Source organism: Streptomyces sp. Pv4-95 (assembly GCF_045782725.1).
In the GTDB taxonomy this organism is placed as follows: Bacteria; Actinomycetota; Actinomycetes; order Streptomycetales; family Streptomycetaceae; genus Streptomyces.
This window is the reverse complement of the sequence record NZ_CP127172.1, coordinates 3,297,681-3,313,948: the sequence shown is the minus strand read 5'-3', so window position 1 is coordinate 3,313,948 and position 16,268 is coordinate 3,297,681. Positions and strand designations below refer to the sequence as shown.

The window sequence follows — 16,268 nt, the reverse complement described above, 5'->3', positions numbered from 1 at the left end:
CCGTCACGTTGCCCTTCGCGGCACGCCCATCGCAGAGAACGACCCGCGATCACTACGGCGATTCTGAAAAGACAAGGGACGGACGCGCGTGGACCTGTTCGAGTACCAGGCGAGGGACCTCTTCGCCAAGCACGGTGTACCGGTGCTGGCCGGTGAAGTCATCGAGACGCCTGAGGCGGCGCGCGAGGCCACTGAGCGGCTGGGCGGCAAGTCGGTCGTCAAGGCGCAGGTGAAGGTCGGCGGCCGAGGCAAGGCCGGCGGCGTCAAGCTCGCCGCCACCCCGGACGAGGCCGTCGCCCGTGCGACGGACATTCTCGGCATGGACATCAAGGGCCACACGGTCCACAAGGTGATGATCGCCGAGACCGCGCCGGAGATTGCCGAGGAGTACTACGTCTCGTACCTCCTCGACCGCACCAACCGCACCTTCCTCGCCATGGCGTCCGTCCAGGGCGGCATGGACATCGAGGAGGTCGCGGAGAAGACCCCCGAGGCCCTCGCGAAGGTCCCGGTCAACGCCGTCGAGGGCGTCACGATCGAGAAGGCCCGCGAGATCGTCGCCCAGGCGAAGTTCCCGGCCGAGGTCGCCGAGCAGGTCGCCGAGGTCCTGGTGACGCTGTGGGAGACCTTCGTCGCCGAGGACGCGCTCCTCGTCGAGGTCAACCCGCTCGCGAAGGTCGCCGACGGCCGCATCATCGCGCTGGACGGCAAGGTGTCCCTCGACGAGAACGCCGACTTCCGCCAGCCGGAGCACGAGGCCCTGGAGGACAAGGCCGCAGCCAACCCGCTCGAGGCTGCCGCCAAGGCCAAGGGACTGAACTACGTCAAGCTCGAGGGCGAGGTCGGCATCATCGGCAACGGCGCCGGGCTCGTCATGAGCACCCTGGACGTCGTCGCGTACGCCGGTGAGAACCACGGCAACGTCAAGCCCGCCAACTTCCTCGACATCGGTGGCGGCGCCTCCGCCGAGGTCATGGCGAACGGCCTGGAGATCATCCTCGGCGACCCGGACGTCAAGTCCGTGTTCGTCAACGTCTTCGGTGGCATCACCGCCTGTGACGAGGTCGCCAACGGCATCGTCCAGGCCCTGGCGCTGCTCAAGTCCAAGGGCGAGGACGTCAACAAGCCCCTGGTCGTGCGCCTCGACGGCAACAACGCGGAGCTGGGTCGCAAGATCCTGTCCGACGCCAACCACCCGCTGGTCCAGCGTGTGGACACCATGGATGGCGCGGCCGACAAGGCCGCCGAGCTCGCGGCTGCGAAGTAAGGGACGAGGGACACCACAACCATGGCTATCTTCCTCACCAAGGACAGCAAGGTCATCGTCCAGGGGATGACCGGTGCCACCGGCATGAAGCACACCAAGCTCATGCTGGGTGACGGCACCAACATCGTCGGTGGCGTGAACCCCCGCAAGGCCGGCGAGAGCGTCGACTTCGACGGCACCGAGGTACCCGTCTTCGGCTCCGTCGCCGAGGCGATGGAGAAGACCGGCGCCGACGTCTCCGTGATCTTCGTTCCGCCGAAGTTCGCCAAGAGCGCCGTCGTCGAGGCGATCGACGCCGAGATCGGCCTGGCCGTCGTCATCACCGAGGGCATCGCGGTGCACGACTCCGCCGCCTTCTGGGCGTACGCGACCAGCAAGGGCAACAAGACCCGGATCATCGGTCCGAACTGCCCCGGCCTGATCACCCCCGGCCAGTCCAACGCCGGCATCATCCCGGGCGACATCACCAAGCCCGGCCGCATCGGTCTGGTGTCCAAGTCGGGCACGCTGACCTACCAGATGATGTACGAGCTGCGTGACATCGGCTTCTCCTCGGCCGTCGGCATCGGTGGCGACCCGGTCATCGGCACCACGCACATCGACGCCCTCAAGGCGTTCGAGGCGGACCCCGACACCGACCTGATCGTGATGATCGGTGAGATCGGCGGCGACGCCGAGGAGCGCGCGGCCGACTACATCAAGGCCAACGTCTCCAAGCCGGTCGTCGGCTACGTCGCGGGCTTCACCGCGCCCGAGGGCAAGACCATGGGCCACGCCGGCGCCATCGTCTCCGGCTCCTCCGGCACCGCCCAGGCGAAGAAGGAGGCCCTGGAGGCCGCCGGCGTCAAGGTCGGCAAGACCCCGTCGGAGACCGCCCGGCTGGCCCGCGAGATCCTCGTCGGCTGACCCGAGCCTTCCTGCCGCCGGATCCCGTCCGGCGCATACGGCCGCGGGCCCGTACCCCAATGGTGGGTACGGGCCCGCGGCCGTTTCTCCGCGCACGGCGGACGGCTAGCGGAGCTCCGGGGCCAGGCGCGCGTCCCGGGGCAGCAGCCCCTGCACGGCCGCTCTCTCCTGGCGGTGCGCCTTGCCGGACTTGTTCGCCCCGTCCCGCTCCCCTCGCCGGTCGGCCTTGTGTCCCGAGCGCTCCCGGCCGGCGGGACCGGCGGTGCCGTCTGGGCCGGCTGTGCCGTCTGGGCCGGCTGTGCCGGCCGTGGCCGACGCGGTCGCGGCAGGCCGCCCCTTCGGCGTCCGGTAGGTGTCCGGCGCGGTGACCGTCGCGAGCACGGCCGCCACCGCGATCAGCCCGGTCAGTCCGAGCGCCGCGTGAGTGGTGCGCCGGGCCCGCCGCTCGCTGCGGACCCTGACCCTTCGCGGGGCCGGCGGATCCACCGGATGCGCGGCGGCCACCTCGGTGAGCCTCGCGTGCAAAATCTCACCCTGTCGCACCGGTGAGTGCGCGCCGAGCCCCAGATCCGGCAGCCGCTCGGCGATGGTGGCCCGCGCACGGGTCAGCCGCCCGGCCGCCGCGGGGGTGCTCGCCTCGACCTCGGCCGCGGTCTCGTACAGCCCCAGCCCGACCCCGTCGTGCAGCAGCAGCGTCCGACGGTAGGGCGCGGGCAACTCCAGCACGGTCTCCAGCAGCGCGCGGTGCGCGGGGTCGGCGGGCGTCGCGCGCGCTTTGCGCGCCGGCTTCTCCGCACCGCGACGCCCGGGCCGAAGGCGCCGCCACGGCGAGAGCGCGTACTCGTACGCGGCGGCGCGCACCCACCCCGCCGGATCCGGATCCCTGGCCACCTCGGGCCATCGGTGCCACGCCAGGTGAAAGGCCCGCTCGACCGCCCGTTGGGAGGGCCGACGCCGCCCGGTGAGCAGATACGTCTGCCGGATCAGCCTGGCGGCGTGCCGGTTGTAGAGCGCGTCGAAAGCGGCGGTGGCGTCGCCGGTGGTGGCGGGGACGCCGTCGTGGCCGGAATCCGTCACCGATGCCGACGCTGCTTCAGGAGTGCTCGGCGCGACGTCATCTGATGGGGCGTCGGCAACCTCCGACGGCGACTCGGGCGGCGTCCCGGGCTGTTCCGTCGGCTGCCCCGCTGCGGTGTTCCGCGGTGGCCGGGGCCGCTGCCGCTTGCGCGGCGTCCGCTGCTTGCGCTGCGTCATCTCTGCCTCTCCCCGCCGGTACCGGACGGGTCGAGGGGCCGCGTGCCACGGAGGAGTGCAGAAGCATGCATAAGCATATATTGCGCGACACGTCGGGCATTTGCCCACTACCTGGATGAATGGGGTGTTGTTGGCAGCATGGCCGTGTGAGCCAGTTGACCGACCATGGCCCGACGTTCTCCTCGCAGGGCCGAGCTGCCGCGCAACGATCCTCCGCGATCGGCGCCGCCTTCGCGGGCGGCGTGACGGCCGCGGGCCTCGGGCTCGGCGCCCTCGTGGTCGCCGTTCTCCTGCTGTGGGTCGCCTCCCCGTACCCCGACAGCGACCCGACCCGGGCCCTGCATCTCGCGGCCGACGTGTGGCTGCTCGCCCACGGCGGCGACCTCGTACGCACCGCGACACTCTCCGGGCCACCGGCCCCGGTCGCGGTGACGCCGCTGCTGCTCGCCGTCGTCCCCGTCCTGCTGCTCCACCGGGCGGCCCGGCACACCCTGGCGAGCGCGGTCTGCGACCCGCCCGGGCCCGAGGCGGCGGGTCCCGGTGGGCCGAGGGCCGCCGGCACTCCGCGGGACCACGCCGATCGTCACCGCGACGGCGAGGACGACCACGGACCGGGCGGCCCCGCTTCCGGCAGCTCCGGTTCCCGGGCCGGCGCCGCCACCGAAACGACTGTCGCGCCGCGCACCCTGCTCGCATCGCTGCTGGCCGGCTACGTCCTGGTCGCGTTCACGGTCGTGCTGTACGCCTCGGGCGGCCCGCTGAGTGCCGCGCCGCTCAGCGCCCTGGCGGCCGTACCGGGCGCCGCGATCGCCACCCTCGCCGTCACGGCCTGGCGCACCCTCGGAGACGCCGCCGCGGACCTCTTGCCCGGCCGCGTGCGCCTAGCCCTGGCCGGCCTTCCGGCCGGTGTCCGGGCGGTGCTGACGGCCCCACGGCTCGCCCTGGCGCTGCAAGCCGCTGCCGCCGCGGTCGCCACGCTGCTCGCATCCGGCGTGCTGCTCACCCTCCTGGCACTCGCCCTGCACGCGGGGGAGGTGCGCGAGGACCTGCTCCGGCTCGCACCGGACTGGGTGGGCCGCGGCACGATCGTGCTGCTCTGCCTCACCCTCCTGCCGAACGCGGCCGTCTGGGGCGCCGCGTACGGGCTGGGGCCGGGCTTCGCCGTCGGCGCGGGCAGCGCGGTCGGGCCGCTGGGCGTGTCCGGCTCCCCGGTGCTGCCGCACTTCCCGCTGCTCAGCGGCCTGCCGGACCCGGGCGCCGGCGGCCCGCTGAGCTGGTCGGTGGCCGTGGTGCCGGTGGCCGCGGGGGTGCTGCTCGCCCGGTACGCCGCACGTCCTCCCGGGGCGCCCGGCTCCGTCGCCGTGCCCTGGACCTGGCGGTCGACCGCATCCGTGGCGAGTCTGGCCGCCGTCGGCTGCGGCCTGGCGATGGCGGTGCTGGCAGCTCTCGCCGGCGGGGCCCTCGGCACCCGCGCGCTCAGCGACTTCGGCCCCAGCTGGTGGCTCACCGGCCTCGCGGCGGCAGGCTGGACGGCCGTGATCGGCATTCCGGGCGCCCTCGTCGTGCGGGTCTGCCGACTGCGTTCCTACCGGGGCCCGCAGGGGACCGTGCCGCCGGGGCGGACGGAAGGGGCCGACCGTCCCGAGGTGCGCGGCCGGGCCGGAGTTGGCGGCCCGCCGCGGGACGCCTTCGCCGACGAGCCGGCTTCGGAGCGTGTCGCGCGCCGGTGGTTCGTGCGTCCTCGCGAAGAGTCCGGCGGCATGCGGACGGTGCCGGACCCGGTGGCACGGCCGCCCCTGCCGCGCGCGCCCGCCGACCTGACCACTGCGAGCGCCGCGACCGAGCCGGTGGCCTCGCAGGGTGCCCCCGCGGGCGCCGCCGGTGCCGTCCTGCGCCGCCGCTCGTGGCGCAACCCTCGGACCTGGTGGCCCGCCCGGGGACGTACCGCCGACGACGCGGACGCGTCCGATGCGCCGTCAGGTGAGCATGCGGCCCCCTCGTCCGGTGATCCCTCCGGCCCGGGCGGGACCGTCCACGAGCCCTGGCACGCCGCGGATTCCCGCCCGGCCCGCTGGTCACAGCTGCGGGCGGCATCCGGGGGCCTGATGGCCGACTTCCCACCGCGCGGGCCGGTGCAGCCACCGCCGGAGCCGCCGGCGTCGACGGAGCCGTCCCGGTCCCGTGCGTACGAGGACGCACACGCGGAGGGACCCGCGCGCGACGCCGACGCGGTGCAGGCGCGTGCGGGATCCTCCGGCGGAGGACAGCCGTGACGCCGTGGGGCCCGAGGGGCGCCGGGCCGGTTCTCCCGGCGACCGGACGGGGCTTCTACTGCTGCGTGCTCAGCAGCGGACGCAGCTGCTCGGGGAGCAGCTTCTCGCAGGACTTCGCGGCCGACCGGGTCAGGGCGTCGTCCACGCAGGTGAAGTAGTCGCGGTAGACGAGCTGGACGGTGAAGGTCGCGGCCACCATCATCAGCGCGAGCGTCGCGGTCACCAGTCCGGCGATCGCGGCAGTGGTCTGCGGACGGGTGGAGCCCGGTGCGGCCGGGGCGCCGCCGGGCTGTCCCGGAACCGGCGGAGTGGCGCTCGGCGCGGGCCGCCCCTCCATCGCCGCGGTCGTCGCGGCCGCGGTCGACCGCGCGGTGCTCGGCTTGGCGCGCAGCGAGCTGATCCCCCAGTAGAGGGCCAGCGAGGCCAGCAGCAGGGAGATCTCCGGCAGGCTGAAGAGGACGAAGAAGAACGACCACATGCCGGAGAGCAGGGCGTAGCGGGCGCGCCGCTGCGCCGGGTCGGTCGGGTCCCAGCGCAGGCCGCCGGGTCCGCCGCCGGATCCGGGCCCGCCCTGGCCGCCGCCCTGCTGGCCGTTGCGGGCGCCCGGCCGGGAGCCGAAGCCGCCGCTCTGCCTGCCGGGCTGGCGGCTGCTCCACTGGCTGCCCCACGCCGGGGGCGGCTCCTCCTGCCCCGGCTCCTGCTCACCGTCGTTGCCCTGGCCGGACTGGCCGGACTGGCCGGACTGGCCGGACTGGGCGGGGTGGCGCGGGCGCCACTCCTGCTCGGGGGCGTCGGCCGGCGGCGGCGCGAAGGGGTTGTCCCGGTCGGGCGCGCGGTGGTCCCGGGCGCCGTTGCCCTCCGGGGAGTCCTGGGGGCCGTTCGTGGGCTCGGAGGAAGAGGAGTCCGGGGAGGACGACGACTTGCGCTCACGCGGGAGCAGGACCATCCCGGGTGCGGTCACGGGGTGGGGGTACCACCCGGCGGTAGCTGAGGGAGGGAGGAGGAGGGCCGCGCGGCGGCGTCGGTCCGGCATCTGGAGTGAGTCTTCCCCTTGTCTTGGCCGTCCCCCCGGCCGGTGGACCGGAGGGACGGTTACCACGAACAACATGCGCTCTTACGCCTGACGCTACCTCCCGTGCCCGCCCCCGTCCCGTGGGGGCCGCGCGGTGTGCCGGTATCGTTGCTGACGGTCGGCGCCTTCGTAGGGTTCCCCGTATTCACGCAACCCATGGCTTCGTACGACCGTACAAACCGCCAACGCGGCCGTACGCCCTCCGCCAGACAGCAGCACCCCCCGCGAGAAAGACCCCCACCGTGGCCTCCTCTCCCACCGCGCCCCGCGCGGACGCGCCCGTTCCGCCCGCCCGGCTCGTCGTGCTCGTCTCCGGTTCCGGGACGAACCTCCAGGCACTGCTCGACGCCATCGCCGAGGAAGGCGCGGCGGCATACGGCGCGGAGATCGTGGCCGTGGGCGCCGACCGGGGCGACATCGCGGGGCTGGAGCGCGCCGAACGGGCGGGTCTGCCGACGTTCGTCTGCCGGATCAAGGACCACGACAGCCGCGCCGGCTGGGATGCGGCACTCACCGCCGCGACCGCCGCGTACGAACCCGACCTGGTGGTGTCGGCCGGGTTCATGAAGATCCTGGGGAAGGAATTCCTCGCCCGCTTCGGCGGCCGCACGGTCAACACCCACCCGGCGCTGCTGCCGAGCTTTCCCGGTGCCCACGGCGTGCGCGACGCGCTCGCGTACGGCGCGAAGGTCACCGGATGCACCGTCCACTTCGTCGACGAAGGTGTCGACACCGGCCCGATCATCGCCCAGGGCGTGGTCGAGATCCGGGACGAGGACGACGAATCCGCGCTCCATGAGCGCATCAAGGAAGTCGAGCGCTCGCTGCTCGTCGAGGTCGTGGGGCGTCTGGCGCGTCACGGCTACCGCATTGAGGGACGAAAGGTACGTATCTCGTGACCGCCACCGAAGGTACGAAGCGGCCCATCCGCCGCGCGCTGGTCAGCGTCTATGACAAGTCCGGACTGGAGGAGCTGGCGCAGGGGCTGCACGCCGCGGGCGTCCAGCTCGTCTCCACCGGCTCGACCGCGGGCCGGATCGCGGCAGCCGGGGTGCCGGTCACCAAGGTCGAGGAACTCACCGGCTTCCCCGAGTGCCTCGACGGCCGGGTCAAGACCCTGCACCCCAAGGTGCACGCGGGCATCCTCGCCGACCTGCGGCTGACCGACCACCAGCGGCAGCTGGCCGACCTCGGCGTCGAGCCGTTCGACCTGGTGATCGTCAACCTCTACCCGTTCCGGGAGACCGTCGCCTCCGGTGCGACCCCCGACGAGTGCGTGGAGCAGATCGACATCGGCGGCCCCTCGATGGTCCGCGCCGCCGCCAAGAACCACCCGTCGGTCTCCGTCGTGGTCAACCCCGACCGCTACGGTGATGTCCTGGAGGCGCTCGCCGCCGGCGGCTTCGACCTCTCCGCGCGCAAGCGGCTGGCCGCCGAGGCGTTCCAGCACACCGCCGCGTACGACGTCGCCGTCGCCTCGTGGTTCGCGGACGACTACGCCGCCGCCGACGACTCCGGCTTCCCCGAGTTCCTCGGCTCCGCCTACGAGCGCAAGAACGTGCTGCGCTACGGCGAGAACCCGCACCAGGGCGCCGCGCTGTACGTCAACGGCGAGGGCGGTCTTGCCGACGCCGAGCAGCTGCACGGCAAGGAGATGTCCTTCAACAACTTCACGGACACCGAGGCCGCGCGCCGCGCCGCCTACGACCAGTCCGAGCCGTGTGTGGCGATCATCAAGCACGCCAACCCGTGCGGCATCGCGGTCGGTCCGGACGTCGCCGAGGCGCACCGCAAGGCGCACGAGTGCGACCCGCTGTCCGCCTTCGGCGGCGTGATCGCCGTCAACCGCCCGGTGTCGCTGGCGATGGCCGAGCAGGTCGCCGAGATCTTCACCGAGGTCATCGTGGCGCCCGGTTACGAGGACGGGGCGGTCGAGGCGCTCTCCCGCAAGAAGAACATCCGCGTCCTGCGCTGCCCGGACGCGCCGTCGAACACCGTCGAGGTCAAGGCCATCGACGGCGGGGCGCTGCTCCAGGTCACCGACCGGCTGCAGGCCGAGGGCGACGACCCCTCGACGTGGACCCTGGCGGCCGGCGAGGCCCTGACCGAAGTCGAGCTGGCCGAGCTGTCCTTCGCCTGGCGGGCGAGCCGCGCCGTGAAGTCCAACGCGATCCTGCTGGCCAAGGACGGTGCCACGGTCGGCGTCGGCATGGGCCAGGTCAACCGCGTCGACTCCGCGAAGCTGGCCGTCCAGCGGGCCGGCGAGGAGCGGGCACGCGGGGCGTACGCCGCCTCGGACGCCTTCTTCCCGTTCCCCGACGGCTTCGAGGTGCTCGCCGAGGCCGGCGTCAAGGCCGTGGCCCAGCCCGGCGGTTCGGTCCGCGACGAACTCGTCGTCGAGGCCGCCAAGAAGGCGGGCGTGACGATGTACTTCACGGGCACCCGGCACTTCTTCCACTGAGCCGCACAGTACGAGGAGCAGCACAGCACAAGGGCCGCAACCCCGGAGAGGGTTGCGGCCCTTGTGGCGTGGACGCCCCGGTCCGGGCGCGGCGTTCAGTAACGCGGCCTGTTGAACCAGGCGTTGCCGTCGTCCTTGGAGACGAAGACGATGACCATGATGCCCAGCGCGGTGTGCACCAGACCGAGCGGGAAGGTCATCAGGCTCGCCAGGGTGTTGGCGATGCCGAAGACGATGCCGGCGACGCGGACACCGTTGCCGCCGTTGGCGAACTGCAGGGCCAGGGTGATGGCGGTCGCCGAGAAGATCACGATCAGCACGATCAGGGCGATCAGCACGCCCTTGCCGAGGTTGAGCATGGCCGCGGTCTCGTCGGTGTCGTACGGCGAGGTGTTGTGTGCGGCCTTGCTGACACTGCCCAGGCCCATCACGGCGAAGATCAGGCCGATGACGTTGAGGCCGGCCAGCACGAACAGCATCACGCGGGCCGCCTTCACGCCGCCCGGCATCCCGTTCACATAAGGCGCACCGGGCATCCCGCCGCCCGGGTACGGGCCGTACGGCGACGGCGGCGGGGTCTGCTGCGGGTAGCCGTAACCGGGCTGCTGGCCGGGCTGCTGGCCCGGCGGCGGACCGTAGGGGTTCTGATTCGGGTAGCTCACGGGCGGTGTCCTTCGGGCTTCTTGAGCGGATGTCAGCGGAGGGGACGAAAGGCCCGTGGGCCTCGTCATGTTCTGCGGGGCATGTCCCGGCTGTCCCACCCAAGATCCGTTTCCGGGCGGTGTCCGTGACCTGCCTCATGCGGCGTGGTCGTCGCCGGTGCCGCGGCGGCCGGCAGGAGCGCTGCGGGCGTGTCCCGTTGAGCGCCGCGAAGGCCCCGATCGCGCTGTTGCGAGGGGGCCTTCGGGGAAGGGAGCGCGTCGGCCGTCAGGGGACGGCCGGAGGGTGGAGCGGGCGGGCCGGCCGACGGCCGGCCCGCTGCCGGCTCACTGGGAGCGGACGACCACCGTGCCGACGATCTTGTCGGCGAAGGTCTGCGACTTCTCGTCCCACAGCGGCCACAGGTAGCCGATGGAGCAGGGGAGGGAGTCGAGCATGTGGCACAGGCGGCGGACGAAGGCCATGCCGAAGCCGATCGGCTGACCGGTCGCCTCGCGGACCAGGCGGATGTTCAGTGCCTTCTTGCCCGGGGTCTGGCCGGTGGTGCCTTCCTTGTAGAGCAGGAAGATGCCGGCCGCGAAGCCGATGACACCCGCGAGGAGGATCATCACGATGGCGCCGCCGGTCATGCCGCCGCTCGACGACGAGGCCGAGTCGAAGGCGTCGCTGATGCACTGGGTGTCACCGGGCGGGCAGCTGGAGGTGTCCGGAATGGAGGACGAGGCCGCGCTCGCGGACATACCGATGGCGATGAAGTACAGGATCATCGGGATCAGACCCGCGATCAGGTAGTCGATGAGGAACGCACCGACCCGCGCACCCCAGCTCGCGTAGCCCTGCGGCATGCCCATGCCCGGCATGCCCGGCATACCGGGCTGGCCCGGGTAGCCCTGCTGCTGCGGGTAGCCGTACTGCTGCGGGGCCTGCGGCGCCTGCTGGGGGTATCCGTACGGCTGCTGCGGGGCCTGCGGCTGCTGCGGGTAGCCGTAGCCGGGCTGCGCCTGCGGCGGGACGGGCGGCTGCTGGCCGTAAGGGGCCTGCGGCGCCTGCTGAGGCTGCTGGCCGTAAGGGTTGTTCGGGTCGCCGAAACTCATCTGCTGTTTTCCTCCGTTGGGTCAGTGGGGGACGACGCGGCGTGACTCGGAGGAAAAACAGGTTTCACTGGCCCGCCCCCGACGATGCCTGCGGCACTGCGCGTCAATCCTTCTAGTTGCGCATTGAGTCTGTCCAGTCAAGGCCGTGAGGCGTTGTCCAAGTGCAATGATCCATTGTCGCCTGCGCGCCCTGATTGGAACCCACCCACCCCCATCCGGGAGGATGGGGGTATGACTGCCCAGATTCTCGATGGCAAGGCCACCGCCGCCGCGATCAAGTCCGAGCTCGCCGCCCGCGTCGAGGCGCTGAAGGCGAAGGGTGTGCAGCCCGGCCTCGGCACCCTGCTGGTCGGCGACGACCCCGGCAGCCGTTGGTACGTGGGCGGCAAGCACCGCGACTGCGCCCAGGTCGGCATCGCCTCCATCCAGCGCGAACTGCCGGAGACGGCCACCCAGGAGGAGATCGAGGCGGTCGTACGGGAACTCAACGAGGACCCCGCCTGCACCGGCTACATCGTCCAACTCCCCCTCCCCAAGGGCATCGACACCAATCGCGTCCTGGAGCTGATGGACCCGGAAAAGGACGCCGACGGGCTGCACCCGATGAGCCTGGGCAAGCTGGTCCTCGGTGTCGCCGGCCCGCTGCCGTGCACCCCGTACGGCATCGTCCAGCTGCTGCGGCGGCACGACGTCGAGATCAAGGGCGCGCACGTGGTGGTCGTCGGCCGCGGCATCACGATCGGCCGCCCGATGCCGCTGGTGCTGACCCGCAAGTCGGAGAACGCGACGGTGACCCAGTGCCACACCGGCACCCGCGATCTGTCCTCGCACCTCAAGCAGGCCGACATCATCGTCGCGGCCGCCGGTGTGCCGCACATCATCAAGCCCGAGGACGTCAAGCCCGGCGCGGCCGTGCTGGACGTCGGCGTCAGCCGGGACGAGAACGGCAAGATCGTCGGCGATGTGCACCCGGGTGTGGCCGAGGTGGCCGGCTGGGTCGCCCCGAACCCGGGCGGCGTCGGCCCGATGACCCGCGCCCAGCTGCTGGTCAACGTCGTCGAGGCCGCCGAGCGCGCCGCCGGCTGAGCCGCGCGGGACCAGACAGCCGGACCGCACACCTGAAGGGACTGCCAGCCATGGGTGCCGAAGCGCATTCGGACGGAGCGTCCGCACCGCAACGCTCGCGCCGCTTTCCGCAGCTGACCCGGGACACCGCCCGGCCCGAGGGCGGCGGGCGCGCCGCCGCGGGCGACTACCCGGCGCCCGCCCGGCAGTGGCCGCTGCTCACCGTCATGGGCGGTGTCGCGGTCGGACTGCTGCTCGTGGCGTTCGACGCCTTCCGTATCGGCTGCCTGCTGATCGGCCTGTCGCTGCTGGCGGGCGCGGTGCTGCGGTGGGCGCTGCCCTCGGTGGGGATGCTGGCGGTGCGCTCCCGCTTCACCGACATGGCGACGTACGGGGTGCTCGGCTTCGTCATCGTGATGCTGTCGCTGATGGTGCAGCCCAAGCCGTGGGTGCACATTCCGTTCCTGGACGACATCGTCCACTTCACGGTGCGGTAGGGACCGGCGCTCGGCCTGCGGGCCGCCAACGCCCCTGCTTCGCGGCCCCGCCGTCGCGTCTCCCGGCGAGCGCCGGGATCCAGCCGTCGACCTACGCGAACCGGCCGTTCGCCGGGCGGAACGGCAGCGGTGCGAAAACAGGGGGGAATGTTCGCGGGTATCCCGGGCATGCGACCAATTGACCCCCCCACGGGTGTGGCACAACCCGGCGGCCGCCCGCGCTCCCCCTCCAAGAGCGGGCGGCCGCTTCATGTGCTGCGGCCGCCGCCCGCCGGCCGCTCCCAGGGGCCGCGCCGGGCGCCGCGAGGCGCCCGTACGGGCGTCCCGGGACCACCCGGTGAGGTGTTCCACACCGGCCCGTCGCCTGAGTCGGGGAGGGGTCCGATAGCCTGACGGCCGGGTCTCTTGATACCGAGAGATCTCGATAAGGGCAGGGACACCCACCGCCAGATGGTGGTCCGGGGGCTTGCCCCCAGGAACCCCAGAAAATATCGCGCAGGAGATCGCCATGACCCGCACTCCCGTCAATGTCACCGTCACCGGCGCTGCCGGCCAGATCGGTTACGCACTCCTCTTCCGCATCGCCTCCGGTCATCTGCTCGGCGCGGACGTGCCGGTCAAGCTGCGTCTCCTGGAGATCCCGCAGGGCCTGAAGGCCGCCGAGGGCACCGCCATGGAGCTCGACGACTGTGCCTTCCCGCTGCTGCAGGGCATCGACATCTCCGACGACCCGAACGTGGCCTTCGACGGTGCGAACGTCGCCCTGCTCGTCGGCGCCCGCCCCCGTACGAAGGGCATGGAGCGCGGTGACCTGCTGGAGGCGAACGGCGGCATCTTCAAGCCGCAGGGCGCGGCCATCAACGCGCACGCCGCGGACGACATCAAGGTCCTGGTCGTCGGCAACCCCGCCAACACCAACGCGCTGATCGCGCAGGCCGCCGCGCCGGACGTACCGGCCGAGCGCTTCACCGCGATGACCCGCCTGGACCACAACCGTGCGCTCTCGCAGCTCTCGAAGAAGACCGGCACCCCGGTCTCCGAGATCCGCAAGCTCACGATCTGGGGCAACCACTCGGCGACGCAGTACCCCGACATCTTCCACGCCGAGGTCGCCGGCAAGAACGCCGCCGAGGTCGTGAACGACCAGGCGTGGCTGGCCGACACCTTCATCCCGACCGTCGCCAAGCGCGGCGCGGCGATCATCGAGGCCCGTGGCGCGTCCTCCGCCGCCTCGGCCGCCAACGCCGCCATCGACCACGTCCACACCTGGGTCAACGGCACCGCGGACGGCGACTGGACCTCCATGGGTATCCCCTCGGACGGCTCCTACGGCGTCCCGGAGGGCCTGATCTCCTCCTTCCCCGTCACCACCAAGGGCGGCAAGTACGAGATCGTCCAGGGCCTGGACATCAACGAGTTCTCCCGCGAGCGCATCGACGCCTCGGTGCAGGAGCTCGCCGAGGAGCGCGAGGCCGTGCGCGGTCTCGGCCTCATCTGAGCCACCCCGGCGGCCCGCGCTGCTGACACGGCGGAGCCCGTACGGTCCAGGCCGGACCGTACGGGCTCCGCTGTGCGAGCGGGCCGATCGCCGCCTCAGCCGGACTTGCCGGGCTCGCCCGACTGGCAGGAGTACCCCTCCAGTTGCGAGGGGTCGGGCTTGTAGGTGTTCTCGAAGTCGCGGTCCAGTTGGGCGAGCTTGGGGAAGTGACTGCGGAAGGCGTCCTTCCAGCGGTACTGCAGAAAGTCCCGCAGCCCCTCGACCAGCTTCGCGCAGTCCTTGGGATGTCCCTTGGGCAGGCCGATTCCGTAGCGCTGCAGCTCGCCGGTGGAGAAGTCCTTGATGACCTCCACGTCGTCGTAGACCTCGGCGAAGCCGTACAGCAGGACCCGGTCGGTCCAGACGGCCTCGAAGTCGCCGCGCCGCAGCTCCTCCACGCACTGCCGGTAGTCCTTGCGGGTCTCCACCCGCGCGTCCTTGTGCAGCAGGTTCCGCACGGCCTCGCGGGTCTTCTCGGGGTCGGTGCTGATCGCGGTGCTGTTCGGGTCGGAGGTGGAGCCCTCGGCCGTGCAGATCGCCTTGCCCGCCGTGTCGTTGCGGTTCTTGATCCCGGTGTACCCCTTCTTGACCAGCAGGCCCTGCCGGGTGTTGAGGTACGGTCCGGCGAAGTCGACCTTGGAGCGGCGGGAGTCGGTGATCGAGTACGTCGCGATGACCAGGTCGGCCGCCCCTCCGGGCCGCAGCACCTCCTCGCGGCGCTTGGACTCCACATCGGTGGGCGAGGCCGTGTAGTTGAGCTTCCTGGCGAGGTAGACGGAGAGGTCGTTGTCGAAGCCCGCGTAGTTGTGCTCGGCGGGGCTGTGCACGTTGAAGCCGGGCTGGTCGATCTTCACCGCGACGGTCACGCCGCCCTTGAGCAGCGGCTCGACGGTCGGCTCGGGTGTGCTGCTCTGCTTCGCGTCCGGGGTGCCCCCGGGGCCGCACGCGGTGGCGGCCACGAGCAGGCAGGAGGCCCCGATGAGCAGGAGCCGGGGTTTTGCGGTCATCAATCCTCCTGAAGGCCAGGGTGTGGCGCCGCTCCGTCAGTCGCGGAGGCTCGCTTCTTTGACGTCGATGGATACGTGGCAGTGCGCGTCGGTTTCCAGGTCGACGTTGAACGTGATCGCGGGGGCCGTGGTGTCCAGCGGGAGGTGCACGACCGTCTCCGACCGCAGCCTCGCCGTCACCTCCTGCGCGAGGTCGTCCCCCCAGATGCGAAGTGAGCTGGCGGGGATGCACGGGGAGGCGTCCCCGGCCTCCTGCGCGGCGAAGGTGACCCGCAGGCGGTCGCGTTCGGCCCCGGCGGCGACGGTGACCCGCGCCGTGCTGCCCTGGGTCATGGACCGTCCGTCCGTCAGGTGGGTCCTGGCGGTGACCGGGACCGGCCGGGAGTCCTCCTCCGATCCCAGCAGCAGGGACGCCACGACGAGGGCGGCGACGGGGACCGCGAAGGCGAAGGCGATCTCGGACAGCCGGAAGCCGTTGGTCACGGACTGCAGCAGGCCGACGAGGGCCGCGCAGAGCACCGCGACGCCTCCGACCAGCCCGATGCGCACCTCGCTCGAACCCCACCCGGTCGCGAACAGGACCAGGAACACCAGGGTGAACAGCAGGCTCAGGGCGAGTGCCAGCAGCAGGGCGCGCAGCCAGCTGAAGCCGGAGCTGCCGGAGGGCGCGGAAGGGGAAGCGGACGCGGCGGCGGAGGCGGGCCTGGGCCGACTCGACCCGCGCGGTCGGATACGTGGCACTGCGGATCCTCCCCCGAGACGCATGAGCACGAGATCCAAGAATCCGCCACAGGCTGCCACATTGGTAGACCAGTTGCTCAAGTTCCCCGCAGAGCCGTCGAATTGACCGCCGGCGGGTGGCCGGATCGCGCGCCTGCCGGGCCCTTGCCGTGTGCTTATCCGGCGTCGGCGCCGACGCTCTTTCTCGCCATCTTCGGCCGAAATTGACCGCAACTTTCGGCCGCCTCGGCGCCCGATGGCCGCCCTCTTGATGGCGCGCCGCCCGGGCTGAAGATGACGCGATCGAGTCCGTGCGGATGTGCGCCGATGCGGGTGTTGCCCTGTTGTTCTCGCCCCCGTAAGGCGACGCCGCCACGATGGCCGAACCGCGTCGGATTCGCTGCACCGGGGGCCGCTTAGGCCCTGATGCGCGAGGTTGTCAACCCCCGTCTGGG

General features: G+C 72.0%; 14 protein-coding genes. 8 read left to right on the top strand and 6 right to left on the bottom strand.

Features of this window, described 5'->3' with window-relative positions:
• Positions 1-88: 88 nt before the first annotated feature.
• Positions 89-1,267, top strand: coding sequence for an ADP-forming succinate--CoA ligase subunit beta (gene sucC, locus QOM21_RS14570; RefSeq protein WP_398555377.1), 1,179 nt, complete (start codon positions 89-91; stop codon positions 1,265-1,267).
• A 21-nt stretch (positions 1,268-1,288) separates the two neighbouring features.
• Entirely contained in the window at positions 1,289-2,173 is an 885-nt protein-coding gene (gene sucD / locus QOM21_RS14565; RefSeq protein WP_407550327.1) for a succinate--CoA ligase subunit alpha, read from the top strand.
• A gap of 105 nt (positions 2,174-2,278) precedes the next feature.
• Here sucD and QOM21_RS14560 read toward each other — a convergent pair whose 3' ends face one another.
• On the bottom strand, positions 2,279-3,250 hold the full coding sequence (locus QOM21_RS14560; RefSeq protein WP_407550326.1) for a hypothetical protein: 972 nt from the start codon (positions 3,248-3,250) through the stop codon (positions 2,279-2,281).
• Between the two features lie 323 nt (positions 3,251-3,573).
• Here QOM21_RS14560 and QOM21_RS14555 point away from each other — a divergent pair, with 323 nt between their 5' ends.
• Positions 3,574-5,700: a DUF6350 family protein gene (locus tag QOM21_RS14555; protein WP_407550325.1), complete on the top strand. Its 2,127-nt coding sequence runs from the start codon at positions 3,574-3,576 to the stop codon at positions 5,698-5,700.
• Between the two features lie 55 nt (positions 5,701-5,755).
• On the opposite strand, the gene QOM21_RS14550 is transcribed toward QOM21_RS14555, so the two are convergent.
• Positions 5,756-6,733, bottom strand: a complete 978-nt coding sequence (locus tag QOM21_RS14550) for a hypothetical protein (protein ID WP_407550324.1) — start codon at positions 6,731-6,733, stop codon at positions 5,756-5,758.
• A gap of 281 nt (positions 6,734-7,014) precedes the next feature.
• Here QOM21_RS14550 and purN point away from each other — a divergent pair, with 281 nt between their 5' ends.
• Both purN and purH read left to right on the top strand, forming a co-directional pair.
• Positions 7,015-7,671: a phosphoribosylglycinamide formyltransferase gene (gene purN / locus QOM21_RS14545; RefSeq protein WP_407550323.1), complete on the top strand. Its 657-nt coding sequence runs from the start codon at positions 7,015-7,017 to the stop codon at positions 7,669-7,671.
• Positions 7,668-9,233, top strand: coding sequence for a bifunctional phosphoribosylaminoimidazolecarboxamide formyltransferase/IMP cyclohydrolase (purH, locus tag QOM21_RS14540; protein WP_407550322.1), 1,566 nt, complete (start codon positions 7,668-7,670; stop codon positions 9,231-9,233). Before purN ends, purH begins: the two co-directional genes overlap by 4 nt.
• Before the next feature lie 95 nt (positions 9,234-9,328).
• Here the strand turns inward: purH and QOM21_RS14535 are convergent, their stop codons facing one another.
• Both QOM21_RS14535 and QOM21_RS14530 read right to left on the bottom strand, forming a co-directional pair.
• Positions 9,329-9,895 carry a hypothetical protein gene (locus QOM21_RS14535; RefSeq protein ID WP_407550321.1) on the bottom strand — a complete coding sequence of 189 codons (567 nt, stop codon included), beginning with the start codon at positions 9,893-9,895 and terminating at the stop codon, positions 9,329-9,331.
• Between the two features lie 324 nt (positions 9,896-10,219).
• Positions 10,220-10,987, bottom strand: a complete 768-nt coding sequence (locus tag QOM21_RS14530; protein ID WP_407550320.1) for an RDD family protein — start codon at positions 10,985-10,987, stop codon at positions 10,220-10,222.
• Between the two features lie 231 nt (positions 10,988-11,218).
• Here QOM21_RS14530 and QOM21_RS14525 point away from each other — a divergent pair, with 231 nt between their 5' ends.
• The 3 genes from QOM21_RS14525 (at position 11,219) to QOM21_RS14515 (ending at position 14,047) form a co-directional block, all read left to right on the top strand.
• Entirely contained in the window at positions 11,219-12,073 is an 855-nt protein-coding gene (locus QOM21_RS14525) for a bifunctional methylenetetrahydrofolate dehydrogenase/methenyltetrahydrofolate cyclohydrolase (RefSeq protein WP_407550319.1), read from the top strand.
• 50 nt (positions 12,074-12,123) lie between these two features.
• On the top strand, positions 12,124-12,549 hold the full coding sequence (locus tag QOM21_RS14520) for a DUF3017 domain-containing protein (RefSeq protein ID WP_407550318.1): 426 nt from the start codon (positions 12,124-12,126) through the stop codon (positions 12,547-12,549).
• A 508-nt stretch (positions 12,550-13,057) separates the two neighbouring features.
• Complete coding sequence (locus QOM21_RS14515; protein WP_407550317.1) at positions 13,058-14,047, top strand: malate dehydrogenase; 990 nt, start codon at positions 13,058-13,060, stop codon at positions 14,045-14,047.
• Between the two features lie 95 nt (positions 14,048-14,142).
• Here the strand turns inward: QOM21_RS14515 and QOM21_RS14510 are convergent, their stop codons facing one another.
• Both QOM21_RS14510 and QOM21_RS14505 read right to left on the bottom strand, forming a co-directional pair.
• Positions 14,143-15,093, bottom strand: a complete 951-nt coding sequence (locus tag QOM21_RS14510) for a transporter substrate-binding domain-containing protein (RefSeq protein ID WP_407550316.1) — start codon at positions 15,091-15,093, stop codon at positions 14,143-14,145.
• A 36-nt stretch (positions 15,094-15,129) separates the two neighbouring features.
• Entirely contained in the window at positions 15,130-15,834 is a 705-nt protein-coding gene (locus QOM21_RS14505) for a hypothetical protein (protein ID WP_407550315.1), read from the bottom strand.
• Positions 15,835-16,268: the final 434 nt, after the last annotated feature.

Bases quoted from the DNA above. Each gene is read 5' to 3' on its own strand.
- QOM21_RS14520 (WP_407550318.1), top strand. From the start codon at position 12,124: ATGGGTGCCGAAGCGCATTCGGACGGAGCGTCCGCACCGCAACGCTCG.
- QOM21_RS14530 (WP_407550320.1), bottom strand. From the start codon at position 10,987: ATGAGTTTCGGCGACCCGAACAACCCTTACGGCCAGCAGCCTCAGCAG.
- QOM21_RS14510 (WP_407550316.1), bottom strand. From the start codon at position 15,093: ATGACCGCAAAACCCCGGCTCCTGCTCATCGGGGCCTCCTGCCTGCTC.
- sucD (WP_407550327.1), top strand. From the start codon at position 1,289: ATGGCTATCTTCCTCACCAAGGACAGCAAGGTCATCGTCCAGGGGATG.
- QOM21_RS14525 (WP_407550319.1), top strand. From the start codon at position 11,219: ATGACTGCCCAGATTCTCGATGGCAAGGCCACCGCCGCCGCGATCAAG.
- QOM21_RS14515 (WP_407550317.1), top strand. From the start codon at position 13,058: ATGACCCGCACTCCCGTCAATGTCACCGTCACCGGCGCTGCCGGCCAG.
- QOM21_RS14550 (WP_407550324.1), bottom strand. From the start codon at position 6,733: ATGCCGGACCGACGCCGCCGCGCGGCCCTCCTCCTCCCTCCCTCAGCT.